Origin of the sequence: Acinetobacter sp. GD03645 (assembly GCF_029845285.1) — a bacterium.
GTDB classification, from domain to species: domain Bacteria; phylum Pseudomonadota; class Gammaproteobacteria; order Pseudomonadales; family Moraxellaceae; genus Acinetobacter; species Acinetobacter corruptisaponis.
Genome location: NZ_JAOCLL010000001.1, coordinates 183,380 through 197,387, shown reverse-complemented (window position 1 = coordinate 197,387; position 14,008 = coordinate 183,380). Strand labels below are relative to the sequence as shown.

The 14,008-nt window shown below is 41.4% G+C and carries 13 protein-coding genes; 3 read left to right on the top strand and 10 right to left on the bottom strand.

Features of this window, described 5'->3' with window-relative positions:
- Positions 1 to 40: 40 nt before the first annotated feature.
- On the top strand, positions 41 to 1,147 hold the full coding sequence (locus N5J47_RS01050; protein ID WP_279958900.1) for a beta-ketoacyl-ACP synthase III: 1,107 nt from the start codon (positions 41 to 43) through the stop codon (positions 1,145 to 1,147).
- 47 nt (positions 1,148 to 1,194) lie between these two features.
- On the opposite strand, the gene N5J47_RS01045 is transcribed toward N5J47_RS01050, so the two are convergent.
- Both N5J47_RS01045 and lipA read right to left on the bottom strand, forming a co-directional pair.
- Entirely contained in the window at positions 1,195 to 2,898 is a 1,704-nt protein-coding gene (locus tag N5J47_RS01045; protein WP_279958899.1) for a DUF4394 domain-containing protein, read from the bottom strand.
- A 384-nt stretch (positions 2,899 to 3,282) separates the two neighbouring features.
- Entirely contained in the window at positions 3,283 to 4,296 is a 1,014-nt protein-coding gene (gene lipA / locus N5J47_RS01040) for a lipoyl synthase (protein ID WP_279958898.1), read from the bottom strand.
- A gap of 451 nt (positions 4,297 to 4,747) precedes the next feature.
- Between lipA and sthA the strand changes: the two genes are divergently transcribed.
- The gene (gene sthA, locus N5J47_RS01035) at positions 4,748 to 6,163 is read left to right on the top strand and encodes a Si-specific NAD(P)(+) transhydrogenase (protein ID WP_004679686.1); all 1,416 of its coding nucleotides are present in this window, start codon (positions 4,748 to 4,750) and stop codon (positions 6,161 to 6,163) included.
- An 80-nt stretch (positions 6,164 to 6,243) separates the two neighbouring features.
- Positions 6,244 to 6,714 carry a DUF3465 domain-containing protein gene (locus N5J47_RS01030; RefSeq protein WP_279958897.1) on the top strand — a complete coding sequence of 157 codons (471 nt, stop codon included), beginning with the start codon at positions 6,244 to 6,246 and terminating at the stop codon, positions 6,712 to 6,714.
- Between the two features lie 39 nt (positions 6,715 to 6,753).
- On the opposite strand, the gene N5J47_RS01025 is transcribed toward N5J47_RS01030, so the two are convergent.
- The 8 genes from N5J47_RS01025 to N5J47_RS00990 all read right to left on the bottom strand — a co-directional run bounded on the left by N5J47_RS01025 (position 6,754) and on the right by N5J47_RS00990 (position 13,898).
- On the bottom strand, positions 6,754 to 7,206 hold the full coding sequence (locus N5J47_RS01025) for an Mpo1-like protein (RefSeq protein ID WP_004682320.1): 453 nt from the start codon (positions 7,204 to 7,206) through the stop codon (positions 6,754 to 6,756).
- A 181-nt stretch (positions 7,207 to 7,387) separates the two neighbouring features.
- Entirely contained in the window at positions 7,388 to 7,999 is a 612-nt protein-coding gene (locus tag N5J47_RS01020) for a septal ring lytic transglycosylase RlpA family protein (protein ID WP_267979807.1), read from the bottom strand.
- A 277-nt stretch (positions 8,000 to 8,276) separates the two neighbouring features.
- The gene (mltB, locus tag N5J47_RS01015; RefSeq protein WP_279958896.1) at positions 8,277 to 9,278 is read right to left on the bottom strand and encodes a lytic murein transglycosylase B; all 1,002 of its coding nucleotides are present in this window, start codon (positions 9,276 to 9,278) and stop codon (positions 8,277 to 8,279) included.
- 20 nt (positions 9,279 to 9,298) lie between these two features.
- Entirely contained in the window at positions 9,299 to 10,441 is a 1,143-nt protein-coding gene (rodA, locus tag N5J47_RS01010) for a rod shape-determining protein RodA (protein ID WP_267979805.1), read from the bottom strand.
- Positions 10,442 to 10,687: 246 nt separating this feature from the next.
- Entirely contained in the window at positions 10,688 to 11,347 is a 660-nt protein-coding gene (locus tag N5J47_RS01005) for a hypothetical protein (RefSeq protein WP_267979804.1), read from the bottom strand.
- 33 nt (positions 11,348 to 11,380) lie between these two features.
- On the bottom strand, positions 11,381 to 12,196 hold the full coding sequence (queF, locus tag N5J47_RS01000) for an NADPH-dependent 7-cyano-7-deazaguanine reductase QueF (RefSeq protein WP_267979803.1): 816 nt from the start codon (positions 12,194 to 12,196) through the stop codon (positions 11,381 to 11,383).
- Complete coding sequence (locus tag N5J47_RS00995; protein ID WP_004679673.1) at positions 12,193 to 12,966, bottom strand: ABC transporter permease; 774 nt, start codon at positions 12,964 to 12,966, stop codon at positions 12,193 to 12,195. The genes queF and N5J47_RS00995 overlap by 4 nt, the downstream gene beginning before the upstream one ends.
- Positions 12,963 to 13,898, bottom strand: a complete 936-nt coding sequence (locus N5J47_RS00990; protein ID WP_279958895.1) for an ABC transporter ATP-binding protein — start codon at positions 13,896 to 13,898, stop codon at positions 12,963 to 12,965. The genes N5J47_RS00995 and N5J47_RS00990 overlap by 4 nt, the downstream gene beginning before the upstream one ends.
- Positions 13,899 to 14,008: the final 110 nt, after the last annotated feature.

Genomic DNA, 14,008 nt, shown 5'->3' with positions numbered 1-14,008 from the left:
CGATGATGAAAGCTAGAACCATTCTTTACAGGAGTTTTACATGGGCATCCGTATAACAGGTACAGGTTTATTCCACCCGACCGAATCTATTTCCAATGAAGAGTTGGTTGAAAGTTTAAATGCTTATGTAGAACAATATAATCAAGATCATGCTGTTCAGATTGAAGCAGGCGAAATTGAAGCCTTACGTGGCTCAAGCCCTGAATTTATTGAAAAAGCATCGGGTATTCAACGCCGTTATGTAGTTGAAAAATCGGGTATTCTTGATCCAAAACGCTTACGTCCACGTTTACAAGAGCGTAGTAATGATGAACTTTCACTTCAAGCGGAGTGGGGTGTAATTGCTGCAAAACAAGCGATGGAAAATGCAGGTGTTACCGCAGAAGACATCGATGTTGTCATCTTAGCTTGTTCAAATATGCAACGTGCCTACCCGGCGGTTGCAATTGAAATTCAGTCAGCTTTGGGTATCCAAGGTTATGCTTATGACATGAATGTAGCTTGTTCTGCTGCAACATTTGGTTTGAAGCAAGCCTATGATGCAGTGAAATGTGGTGCACGCCGTGTATTATTACTCAATGTTGAAATTACCTCAGGTCATTTAGACTACCGTACCCGTGATGCACATTTCATTTTCGGTGATGTTGCAACGGCTTCAATTATCGAAGAGACTGAAACTAAATCAGGCTATGAGATCTTAGATATTCATTTGTTTACTCAATTCTCAAATAACATTCGTAATAACTTTGGTTTCTTAAACCGCAGTGAAGATGCTGTGGTTGATGACAAATTGTTCCGCCAAGATGGTCGTAAAGTCTTTAAAGAAGTTTGCCCATTGGTTGCAAAAATCATTACTGCACAGTTAGAAAAACTTGAATTAACTCCTGAGCAAGTTAAACGTTTCTGGTTACATCAAGCCAATGCGAATATGAATGAACTCATTTTAAAACTCGTTGTAGGTAAAGAAGCTGATTTAGAACGCGCACCTATTATTTTAGATGAGTTTGCCAATACATCTTCAGCAGGTGTAATTATTGCGATGCACCGTACAGGTGAGCAAGTGAATAATGGCGAATATGCTGTGATCTCTTCATTTGGTGCGGGTTATTCTGTAGGTTCAATTATTGTACAAAAGCATATTGCTTGATTATCTGAATTTAAAAAACCGCATCATTTGATGCGGTTTTTTATTATCTATTTGAATAAGATTGCTAAATCGATTACAGGTGGAGTGCTATTACTCCCTATGGTCGAGGCATTTAGATTAGGTGTTCCATCCACATTAATTGCTAAACGTGCTCTTGGAGTTGTAATTGTAGTATCACTGTTTAGATCTATGCGATATAACACTGAAGGTCCAGAAGCACCTGAGACTGCTGCTAAAGCTAAGCCATTATCACCACCCGCAATATCAAAACCATTATCCATACCTAGGTTGATTCCTAAGTTGCCAATGAGATTTAAAGTGCCATTGTTTGGAGGATTTTGCTTGGTTAAGGTATTACCTGTTTGATTTAAATCAAATAGTTCAGTAGCAAGCGTTGAAACTGGTGTTGCAAAACTATTGGTATATGCTGCTGCAGTGACTTTAGCATCAGCAATTCCGCCAATATTCATATCCTTAGATGTTTCACCTGTATCTACGTTAATTCTTAGATTTTGTCCAGAATCACTGATCACTCTTAGTCTATCTGCAGTAGGGTTAAAGTCAACGGCAAAACTTGTTCCATCTAATGTTGTGAAACTACTACCCATCGCAGGTTTAAGTGAAGTGATCAGGTTAGCCATTCCTGTATCTGTATTTATAGTATACAAGTTTGCTTTATTGGTAAGACCATAAAGTTTTCCAGAATTGGTCGTAGTGGTTCTGAGTCTGTAATCAATTCCAATAAATTTCTCATCAACGAGTAAGCCTGTAATGGTTTTTTCCATAACCGCATTTGGATTATTCAAAGCAAAGTTCAATAATTTATTATTGGCCGTCAATCCATAAGCTTGAGCAGTGGCATCACTTGCTCTTTTTAGTGCAATACCGCGAATTCCCATGCTATTAAAGTTACTATTTAGGTCACTAGATGCAAAAATGGCATCATTGCTTGTTCCAACATTTGCTAGATTGAGTTGAAAGAATTTATAAGCACCAGTATTGAGTTTTAGCGCTGCGAAACCGACGTTAGTTACAGGATCTATGTCAAATCCACCACCGCCGTTAATGTTTATATCTGTTCCCAACGCAGCAGAAACTCCTAATGTTCCAGCATTCGCATTTTGGATATAAATTCGATCACTATTTTGATCAATGCTATAGAGTTTGGTTGATCCGGTTCCTGCAAATGCATTGGTATACGCGCCAGCGACAATGGTAGGGTTGCTTTCTGATAATTTGATAGAGCCATCTGTAATCGTGGCACCAGTATCCACATTAATTCGAAGGTTTTGTCCCGTATTTGTAATAACCCTCAAACGATCTGCAACTGGATTGAAGTTCACAGTAATCAGATTTGCATCGCCTAAAATCTTAGTAAATGCTGCATTTCCATCAGTCGTATCAGTAGGGTCAGCCATTAATTTTTTTATAAAAGTGGCTGAACCAGTTGCAGGATTCAAAGTGTAGATATTACCTAATAATCCCACCGCATAAAGTTTCCCATCTTTCGGACGATAATCTATTCCAACGAGCTCATCATCTGTTTGTAGACCTGTAATTTTAAGATTTGACACGATTTTATTTGGCATCATTCGGTCTATTGAACTGATCATACCGTTGTTTGTTAAGATTAATGTGTCACCTGTATTAGTATTTGTAGTTTCTGTATCGTTGTTAGAATCATTATTACAACCCAATAATATTAGGCTACCCAGAGTTGCTGCGGTCAAAGTTAATGCTCGTTTATTCATAGTCGTTTATCCTGATACATATTTGGGTTATAAGAAGCTTTTGAGAAGTATTCCCTGTTATTTATTAACTGCGAGCTTCTTGTTATTGGATTGCTGTAATGGGTCTAGCCTTAGAAAAAGATTTCGACTTTTATTTTTAAATGAATAATTTAAAAATCTTATATTTACTTTTGTTAGATTAAGTGGGGCAAGGTCGAAAGTAAATTAGTGTTTTTAAGTGATTTTTTCGTATTTGAGTTTTGAGTTGTAATTATTCACACCAACTTCACGGCAGCTAAGAAACTCTAAATTATTAAAGTAATTGTTATAAAAAAATATAATGTTTAAAACCCAAAAAAAATCGAGAGAATTTTAAAACTCTCTCGATTTCGATATATTTATTGCTTACGCTTCGACAGTTTGAACTGCAATTTTTTTCGCTGGATCGACTTTACGACGTACCGCAGGAACAGGTTCGCCGTGATATTGACGATCTGCGAAATAGCTCGAACGAACCATTGGCGCTGACCAGATATTTCTAAAACCTAATTTTCGACCATGTTCAGCGTAACGCTCGAATTCCTCCGGCGTTACAAAGCGATCAATCGGTGCATGCTGCTTTGATGGCTGTAGATATTGACCAATGGTCACGTAATCTACGTCGTGTGCACGAAGGTCATCTAGTAAAGCAATCACTTCTTCTTCTGTCTCTCCAATACCAACCATCAAACCACATTTAGTTGGTATATCAGGGCAGTATTCTTTAAACATTTTTAAAAGATTTAAAGAATGTTGATAGTCAGAACCTGGACGCATTGCTTTATATAAGCGAGGAACAGTCTCGATATTATGATTGAAAACATCGGGTGGGCATTCTGTCATGATGCGTAAGGCAATATCCATACGACCACGGAAATCAGGAACTAAAATTTCTAATAAAGTTTTTGGACTGAGTGCGCGAGCTTCTTTAATACAATCCACAAAGTGTTGAGCACCACCATCTAATAGATCATCACGGTCTACAGAAGTAATCACTGCATACTTAAGACCTAAGTTAGAAATGGTTTCAGCCATGTGGCGTGGTTCATCAGGGTCAAGTGCGTTTGGACGACCATGTGCAACGTCACAGAATGGGCAGCGACGTGTACAGATGTCCCCCATGATCATAAAGGTTGCTGTCCCACCACCAAAACATTCAGGCAGGTTAGGGCAGGCTGCCTCTTCGCAAACAGTGTGCAGTTTTTGTGCGCGCAAGGTGGTTTTAATACGCTGAACCTCTTCTGGTGCGGTCATCTTGACACGAATCCAGTCTGGTTTACGAGGTACTTCAACCGTAGGAATCACTTTTACAGGAATTCTTGCGACTTTTTCTGCGCCACGAAGTTTTATACCCTGTTCAGGTTTACGGTGTTCAGACATATTTCACTTTTCCCTTAATTATTGAACCGATCAAGACTGCATTATTATAGTCAAGTTTGTAGTGGAAACAGGTATTCATTTTGAAAATGTCAATATTTAAAATATATGGTTGAGAAATACATTAATTCGCCGCATATTAGGGTCTGTTGACATTTCAGCCATGCATTGCGTTATAGGCTAAAACGACATAAATAAGGCATGAAACGCAGGCAATGGCGATCCCCTTGTCAAGTTTCATAACGCAGTTTAGGGAAGTTTTAGCCATAACCCTACGGGACAGGGACATTTTTTGCAGCTACTGCGTTATGCCTTACTCATTTAGAATCACTAAATTTCGTAAGTCATGCCTTGTACCATCTAAAAAATGTCCTCTGTCGCAAGCATCTGTGAAATGTCAACAGACCCTAGATCATATATTTAGAAGTAACAGCAAGAATGAAAGGAGCTTTGAATGCCACGTAAGAAAGAGGTCATTGGTGGGAATATTGTGAAGTTTGATGCAGTTGTTCTCGGTTCTGGCCCTGCGGGTGAAGGCGCGGCAATGAAGCTTGCAAAAGCAGGTAAACGTGTTGCAATTGTTGATGTTCGTGATCAACTCGGTGGTAACTGTGCACATGTGGGAACAATTCCAAGTAAAGCATTACGTCAAACCGTTTCCAGTATTATCCGTTATCAACGTGATCCAATGTTTCAAAAAGTGGGTGAATGGAAACAGTTCACCATGAAACAGGTGTTGCGTAATGCGCATAAAGTGATTCAGCAGCAAGTCGATACACATACCCGTTTTTATGACCGCAACAAAATTGAGGTCTTTCATGGCCGTGCCTATATTCAGGATAAAAACACGGTTCTGATTTTTGGTCAGGATGGCATTAAGGATAGCATCATCTGTAAACAGATCGTGATCGCAACAGGCAGCCGTCCATATCAACCGAAAGAGTTAGACTTTAACCATCCCCGTGTGTTTGATTCAGATAAGATCCTTGATCTGGATTATGCGATCCATAAAATCATTATCTATGGTGCAGGGGTGATTGGCTGTGAATATGCCTCCATTTTCATTGGGCTGGACCATAAGGTTGACTTGATCAATACCCAGCATAAACTTTTAAGCTATCTGGATGATGAAATCGCCGATGCATTGTCTTACCACTTGCGTGAGCAAGGTGTCCTGATTCGCCATAATGAGCAAATTGATCGTTTAGAAACCTTTGATGACCATGTGGTAATGCATTTGCTCAGTGGCAAAAAAATCAAGGCGGATGCAATCCTGTGGTGTAACGGTCGTTCAGGAAATACCGATGGCCTTGGCTTGGAAAATGTAGGTCTTGTTCCAAATAGTCGCGGTCAACTTATGGTCAATGACCAATATCAAACCGAAGTTGATAACATCTATGCTGCGGGTGATGTAATTGGCTGGCCATCGTTGGCATCGGCTGCATACGACCAGGGACGCTGTGCGGGTGCAAATATGGTCGGTGAGAAGAACGTCAAGCCGATCAAGGATGTCCCGACAGGAATTTATACCATTCCAGAAATTTCATCGATTGGTAAGACTGAACAACAGCTTACCGATGAGAAAGTACCTTATGAAGTTGGGCAGGCATCTTTCCGTCATTTGGCCCGTGCACAGATTACGGGTGATACTGTTGGTGAGTTAAAAATTCTATTCCACCGCGATACTTTGGAAGTCTTGGGTATTCACTGCTTTGGTAACAATGCAGCAGAGATTATCCACATTGGGCAGGTGGTCATGCATAGCCCAGACAATACCCTGAAGTATTTTGTTGAAACGACATTTAACTATCCAACCATGGCGGAAGCCTACCGTGTGGCTGCGTTAAATGGTATGAATCGTCTATTCTAAGCGACATAGACATTGTATGATCAAAATGCCAATCAATATGATTGGCATTTTGCTATGGTGTGTTTGATAAAAAGGTGGATATGAAAACTCAGAAGAATAATTTAATTATCATCGTGATCGTTTTTCTTATTGCTGCTTATTTGGGATTGGATTTCAAGCAAAAACAAAATACAACCAATGGCTCAGCTCTGCCACGTTCTACCAATTTAGTCATAGATGATCAACAGAAGATCATGCAGGCATATCAACAGCAACGAAGTAATATTCAGGTTCAAGCCCAGGGAACAATAAAAGCAATTTTGCCTGATGACAATCAGGGTTCAAGACATCAAAAAATGATTTTACAACTTGAGAACGGATTGACTGTATTGATTGCCCACAACATTGATTTGGCACCAAAAATTGAGGGGCTTAAAAAAGGTGATAAGCTTGAGTTTTATGGTGAATATGAGTATAACCAAAAAGGTGGTGTGATTCACTGGACCCACCATGATCCACAAGGAAAACATCTTGATGGATGGCTAAAATATCAAGGAAGAATGTATCAATGACATCTTCCTTGAATCCTGATGAATCTAATATGCGCTAAATCAGCTTGTAAGCGCTAATTTTTGACGAGATTTCCATTTAGGTAGGACTTTAGCCAGATAAGCATCCATGCACCATACTGGGCCAATCAGGAGGAATTGCAGATCCTTGAAGAATGATGGCTTTTTGCCCTCAACTTTGTGCCCATAAAACTGTCCAATCCAGGCAACCACAAAAACGCCAATATAAAAACCTACCCCTACAGGCAGAATCACAATCAGCCATGCCATGACTGCCAATAGCGCGGCCATTGCCACAGCCAGCACAATATCCAGACGTGCATAAAAGACCAGGGTCAGTACAAGCAGCAGGGCGGTGAGTAGCGTGCTAAAGTGAGCAAGAATCCCAATGATTGAAAAAAGAATGGCTGGAACGCAGACCCAGTGAATTTTTTTATTGGTTTGGTCTTGATGGCTGTCACTATATTCATCAAACCATTCGGTAATGGATTTCACAGCGCTCTCCTTGCTATGGGACTATGTTTTTTTGAATATACCGAAGAAAAGCGAGAGGGTCAAAATGATTCTTGGGAATGGTAAGGAAATGATGTCTCTAATTAAAGAAAATAAAAGTTTTGGAAACCTAAAACATAAAAAGCCACACAAGGTGGCTTTTTATCGAATTGATGAACCTGAATTAAGAATTAGGCCCATCAACACGTTCAATATTTACATTGGCAGTACCCGCATTGGCAAGACCAATCTGTTTCGCTGCACCGTAAGATAAATCGAGTACACGGTTACCATGGAAAGGACCGCGGTCATTTACCTTAACAACCACGCTCTTGCCATTGTCCTTATTCGTTACACGGATGTAACAGTTCAAAGGCAGGCTACGGTGTGCAGCAGTCAAACCATTCATATCGAATGTTTCACCGCTTGCAGTTTTACGACCATGAAATTGACGACCATACCATGATGCTACACCTGACTGGCTGAATTTACGCACAGTGTTTGAAGCAACAGTATTCAGTTTCTCAATCACTGAAGGCTCTTCTTCAGGGATATCAATTTTTGCAGCAATTGTTTGGCGACGGATCTGGTCACCTGAACGCTCAGTGATTGAAAGACTATTAACGTTGGAAAAACGAGAATTAAAATTTTGAGAATCTTTGCTGAGTACGCGGGCAGCCAAATTAGAACCCTCAACATCATTGGTTAATGATGAAGACTGTACCATTTCAGCATGTAACGGGCTTAAACTTAAGCCTGCCGTCAGCGCTAGAATATATTTTAGCGAAAACTGCATTGTATAAACTCCTAGAGAACATGCTTTTTTATTTCGTTAAAAACCCAAAATATAGTGCACATGTCTAATTATTCACTTTCTTGCATTGGGTGGATAATATTCATCCATTACAAAGAGTGTCTAGTCTTTAACGATAAATAGTTACAAAAAGGGCAAAAACTTACAGTTTTAGATTAAAAAATAATCAATTTTGTAACAAAATATTTATTTTGTCTGTTCTATGTACTTTTTTAATAATTTTTTTATTGACTTTTCATAATGTTGTAAAAAAGCTAGCCTATCGGCTAGCCACTTCAGTGCCTAATAACCATACAGCCGTCGCATACATTCGGCTTTTATTGTAGGTGGTGATGACCTGAAAATTAGGGTAGGTAATATAGTAAATTGGTCCAAACTGGTCTTGTAATTGAATGATATTCACAAGGTCAAGATCATCAATTTTTACCAAAGGGTCAATAGGCGCAATACCCAGTCTTTTCAGCTCTCCGTAAGGAGTTGGCTGGGTTAAGTCCTTGGCAATAATGCTGTCTGGATTGTTGCCAAGATAGCGGGCGGGGAAGCCGATTGGACGATCCCGTTGCCAGCCATGTTGTGCCAAATAGTTTGCAATTGAACCGATTGCATCAACGGCTGAATTCCTTAGATCAATATGGCCATTTCCATCATAGTCAACGCCTAACTTTTGAATGTTGCTTGGCATGAATTGTGGATAGCCGATTGCACCCGCATATGAACCGACAATGCTATTGGTTGGGTAGCCTTCCTTATATGTCCATGCAATCAGTGCCGCCAGTTCATCACCAAAATAGTCTGCCCGACGTGGGTAGCCAAAGGCCAGTGTTGCAAGCGCATCCCGTGTGATGAAAGAGCCTTTATTGGCACCATAACCCGTTTCTACGCCTAAGATTCCCAGAATGACCGACTTAGGCACACCAAACTGCTGTTCTGCGCGATTCAGGGCATCCTCATACTGGCTTTTAAAGCGAGCGCCACGTTGAATGGTGCCCTCAACCAGAAACATGGAGCGATATTCATACCAGGGCTTGCTTTCACCAGGACGGGTCATGATATTCAGGATGTTGGGCAGGTTGCGTGCCCCACTCATGGCAGCATCAACTTGCTCACTGCTTAGGCCATAAGTGGTCATGGTCTTTTGTTTAAACGCAAAATAATTGGGATGAGTGTAAAATTCATTTGCCTGCGCCCAGTTACTACTCAAAAACAGGCTGGCACTCAAGGTAACAAGTTTAAAAGTTTTATTTAAAGTTTGATGAAACATAATGTTTATATCGTTCCTCATTATCGATGTGTATGAATAGACATCACCAGTCCAAATGTTGACATAAGGGTAATAATTGCAGTGCCACCATAGCTCATAAACGGCAAAGGCACACCCACTACAGGTAAAATACCACTGACCATGCCAGCGTTTACAAATACATAAACAAAAAAGGACAAACCAAATGCGCCCGCGACCAGGCGACCATAGTTATGGAAGCTTTGCAGGCCTATCTGGAACGTCCTAAAAATAATGGCGCAATAGAGCAGAATCAGTAGGCTGACCCCAATCAGGCCAAACTCTTCGGAATAGGCCGCAATAATAAAGTCGGTATGTCCTTCTGGTAGAAAGTGCAGATGGGATTGTGTTCCTTCCAGAAACCCCTTGCCTGAGAACCCACCTGATCCAATCGCTGTCTTGGACTGGATGATGTTCCAGCCTGTCCCTAAAGCGTCCGCTTCAGGGTCTAGCAGGGTAAGTACTCGCTGACGCTGATAGTCATGCAGTAAAAACTCCCATGCGATTGGGATAATTACGGCCACAGCACCTGCCGCCGCTGCAATCAGTCGCCATGACAGGCCACTTAGAAACAGGACGAAGATCCCGCTGGCAAGAACCAGCAATGAAGTTCCCAAGTCGGGCTGCTCAGCAATCAGCAAAAATGGAATGACAATCAAGACCAGAGAGAGAATCACCTGGGAAAAGCTGGGTGGCAATGCCTTGCGCGACAGAAACCATGCAATCATCATCGGCATGCCAATTTTCATAAATTCGCTGGGCTGGACGCTACCGAAACCAGGAATATCAATCCAGCGCTGTGCCCCCATACGCACCTCACCAAAAATCACCACTGCAAGCAGCGACAGCACACCAAAGACATAAAAGTAGGGTGAGAATGCCTGATAAACCTTGGGTGGAATCTGTGCCAGGCTGAACATGACCACAAAACCAATGCCAAAGCTCATGGCCTGCTTGCTGACCAAGCCGACATCCTGAGCAGAAGCACTATATAAAACGGTCAATCCAAGCAGGGCATTCAGCACAAGAAACAGGCAAAGCCAGGGGTCGATATGCAGTTGTTGCCAACGGGATAACTGGGTTGCTGTGCTCAAGCCGTCACGCGGCGCTTGACGTAGAAATTTGTACTGGGAACTAGGTGCCATGCGAGTGTAGATCGGGAAATCAATGCTTGGCGAATGCTAACATAAATGCGGATTTAGAGCGTGCAAATTTAGAAAATGTGACATTTATAAGCATTCAATCTATAGAATGAAATGGCAATATATTTGTTCATAGGGTTTATACCATAAAATGCTATAAATCAATCTAATAGATGGGTAGGGATGTATTGCATACGCCCAATAAAAAGCGACGGTTTTTTGACCGTCGCTTTTTTATCATTTGATGAATTATTTTTGAACCAATAACTGATCAAAATGTTTTGCAAATACTTCCAGTTCTGCCTGGCTTAAGCTAGGGATGAGTTTCTTAATCACAATATGAACGGCTGTTTCCACACCACTGGTTGCAACGCTGGCAACACCACGTTTCACCATGCCTAGACCCAGGGTTTTGTTAAACTCAGTCATGAAGTGGTGAATTAATGCATCAGCAAAGGTTTTAAATTGCTGGGTTAAGGCATCACGTTGTGCCTGTCCATTTCCAGCAGCCACTTCTGCAAAGCTTTTCTTCATGTCGGTGACCAATGTATCAGGTAGAACCGTACCAATACGTTGTTGACCGTCATTATCAGTAAATAGGCTTTTTTCCATAAATACCAATGATTCAAGAACCTGCTCGTTTGATGCTTTACCTAACAGCTGCTTGAGTAAAGTTTCAACAATGCCACGGATCTTGACAGCAAGGTTTTCAGTGGTATCACGCTTATCACTTGGTGGAAATTTTTGAACCAACTTAATCAGCATGTTGTCTAATAATTCATCAGTCAACTGTAAAGAAATTTTATCACGCAACGGATATTGTGGTTCTTTACTGTCACGATTGGCTTGTGCAAGTTTAATATCCTGACTCAAACCTGCTGATGGAAGAATACCGAAATAACTGGTCATTGAAGAACGTCCTCTATATCAAATTTATTCGTTTTATTGTCGTGCCAGACGAATTGGCTCGGGCATCCATGACAAATCCGATACACGGCATGGGTTAATATCCAGTCCCCCGCGGCGTGTATAGGTTGCATAAACCATCAGCTTTTCTGGTTGAAGCAGTTGCCAAATATCCGCAAATATTTGCTCAACACATTGCTCATGGAAACCATTATGCTGACGGTACGAGATAATATAGGCTAACATACTGCGATAACAAGGTCTTTTGCCTTGCAGACGAATAAAAACCGTACCCCAGTCAGGTTGGCCTGTCACAGGGCAGTTACTTCTTAAAAGATGTGAATACAGTTCGATTTCAACATTATCCTGAATGGTTGAGTCGAATTGCAGCAAGCTTGAGTCTGGATGTTCAGACAACCGTTCAGGAATCAGCTCATCAATACAGATGCCTGTTGGTTTGGAAATGGCTAAATCATCGACCTGAAACAGTTGTAGCTCAATCTTTGCGCCAGCAGCCTGGGACAAGTCGCGTTCCACTGTTTCAACAAATGCTTCTCTTGACTGAAACTGGGTAAAGTTCAGGCTGTTGAAATATAGCTTGAGCGACTTCGATTCAATCAGGTTGGGGGAACTGGCAGGCAGGGTGATGCGGCCAATCGCCACCTGTGGTAAACCGAGCTGGTTTAACCACGAGATTTCAAAGACATGCCACCAGTCTTTACCTTGGGTAATGCCGTCAATATGTGCATATTGTTGACGGGAATCAGCACGGGCAATTGGAAATAAAACTTCTGGCTGATATTGAGTTGGGTATTGGGTATCTTTGCCCAACAAAGAAAGTTCAACACTCATTCACGCATTCCTGAACCACGAGCTAATAAATGATAGGCAATTGCATAGAGGGCAACGCAGCACAGCGTCACAATGCTCAATGAAAAGGATACATTGACATCACTGTGTCCTAAAATGCCGTAACGGAACGCATTGACCATATATACAATTGGATTGATTAAAGACAGGTTTTGCCAAAATGGGCTTAACGCGCTAATCGCATAGAACACACCACCCAGATAGGTGAGTGGGGTCAATACAAAAGTCGGGATAATCGAAATATCATCAAATGACTTGGCATAAACGGCATTGATAAAGCCACCAAGCGAAAACAACAACGAAGTAATGATGACGGTATAGACCGTCACAAATAAATTGTAAATTTCCAGATGAGTAAAGAACAGGCTCATTAAGGTCACAATCAAGCCAACCAGCACACCACGGCTGACACCCCCAATCACATAACCCCAAAGAATCAGGTGTAAGGGCACAGGGCTCATGATCAGTTCTTCAATACTCTTTTGAAATTTGGCACTAAAGAAACTTGATGAAACGTTGGCATAGCTATTGGTAATCACCGCCATCATGATCAGGCCAGGCACAATAAACTGCATGTAGCTAAAGCCACCCATTTCACCAATACGTGAGCCGACCAGGTTACCGAAAATCACAAAGTATAAACTCATGGTAATCGCGGGTGGCAGCAAGGTTTGTGGCCAAATCCGCATAAAACGACGAATTTCTTTAACAACTAAAGTCCAGAGTGCGGTTTTAAGCTGATTGAAGTTCATTGATTCGCTCCCGCAAGATTCTTCTCGACCATTTTCACGAACAATTCTTCCAGACGATTGGATTTATTCCGCATACTGTTGACCTGAATATTCTGTGATTGCAGGATCAGGAACAGGTCATTCATGTTATGCGCCTTGTCCATGGTCACTTCCAAAGTCACAGGGTCAACCAGGTTAAACTTGAAACCGATAATATCGAGTTGTAAATGCTCAATCGGTTGCGCCAAGTCAAAAATAAAGGACTCTTCATTCAACTGATTGAGGAAACCTTTCATGCTGGTATCTTCCTTAATCACACCACGGTCAATGATGGCAATGCGACGGCACAGCATCTCCGCTTCTTCCAGATAATGGGTGGTCAGGATAATTGAAGTCCCTTTCTCATTCATTTCAATGAGGAAATCCCACATGGAACGGCGCAGCTCAATATCTACACCCGCAGTTGGTTCGTCCAGAATCAAGAGTTTTGGTTCGTGCATCATGGCACGGGCGATCATCAGGCGGCGTTTCATTCCGCCAGACAGCATGCGTGACTGGATATTACGTTTTTCCCATAACCCCAGTTTTTCTAAATAATGTTCGGCACGTTGTTCAGCCAGTTTTTTCGGAATACCGTAATAACCTGCTTGGGTCACCAAAATATCAAAGGTTTTTTCAAACTGACCAAAGTTAAACTCTTGTGGGACGACACCAAGACATTGTTTGGCATGTGAGGGGTGGGTATCAAGGTTATGCCCAAAGATTTCAACTGAACCCGATGTCTTTTTGGTTAAGGAACTGATGATACTGATTGTGGTTGATTTACCTGCACCATTGGGTCCCAGTAGTGCATAAAATTCACCCTCAGGCACAGTTAAATCAATGCCTTTTAACGCCTGAAAACCATTACGATAAGATTTGGACAAATCGCTCAACACCAAAGCATCAGTCATGAACGTCTCACGTTATTTAATAGAATGCGTATTTTGAGCGATATAAAAGAATAAACCAAGTGGAAAAACAGGTTTATGGCGTGTTAAAAACAGAACGATTACACAAAGGA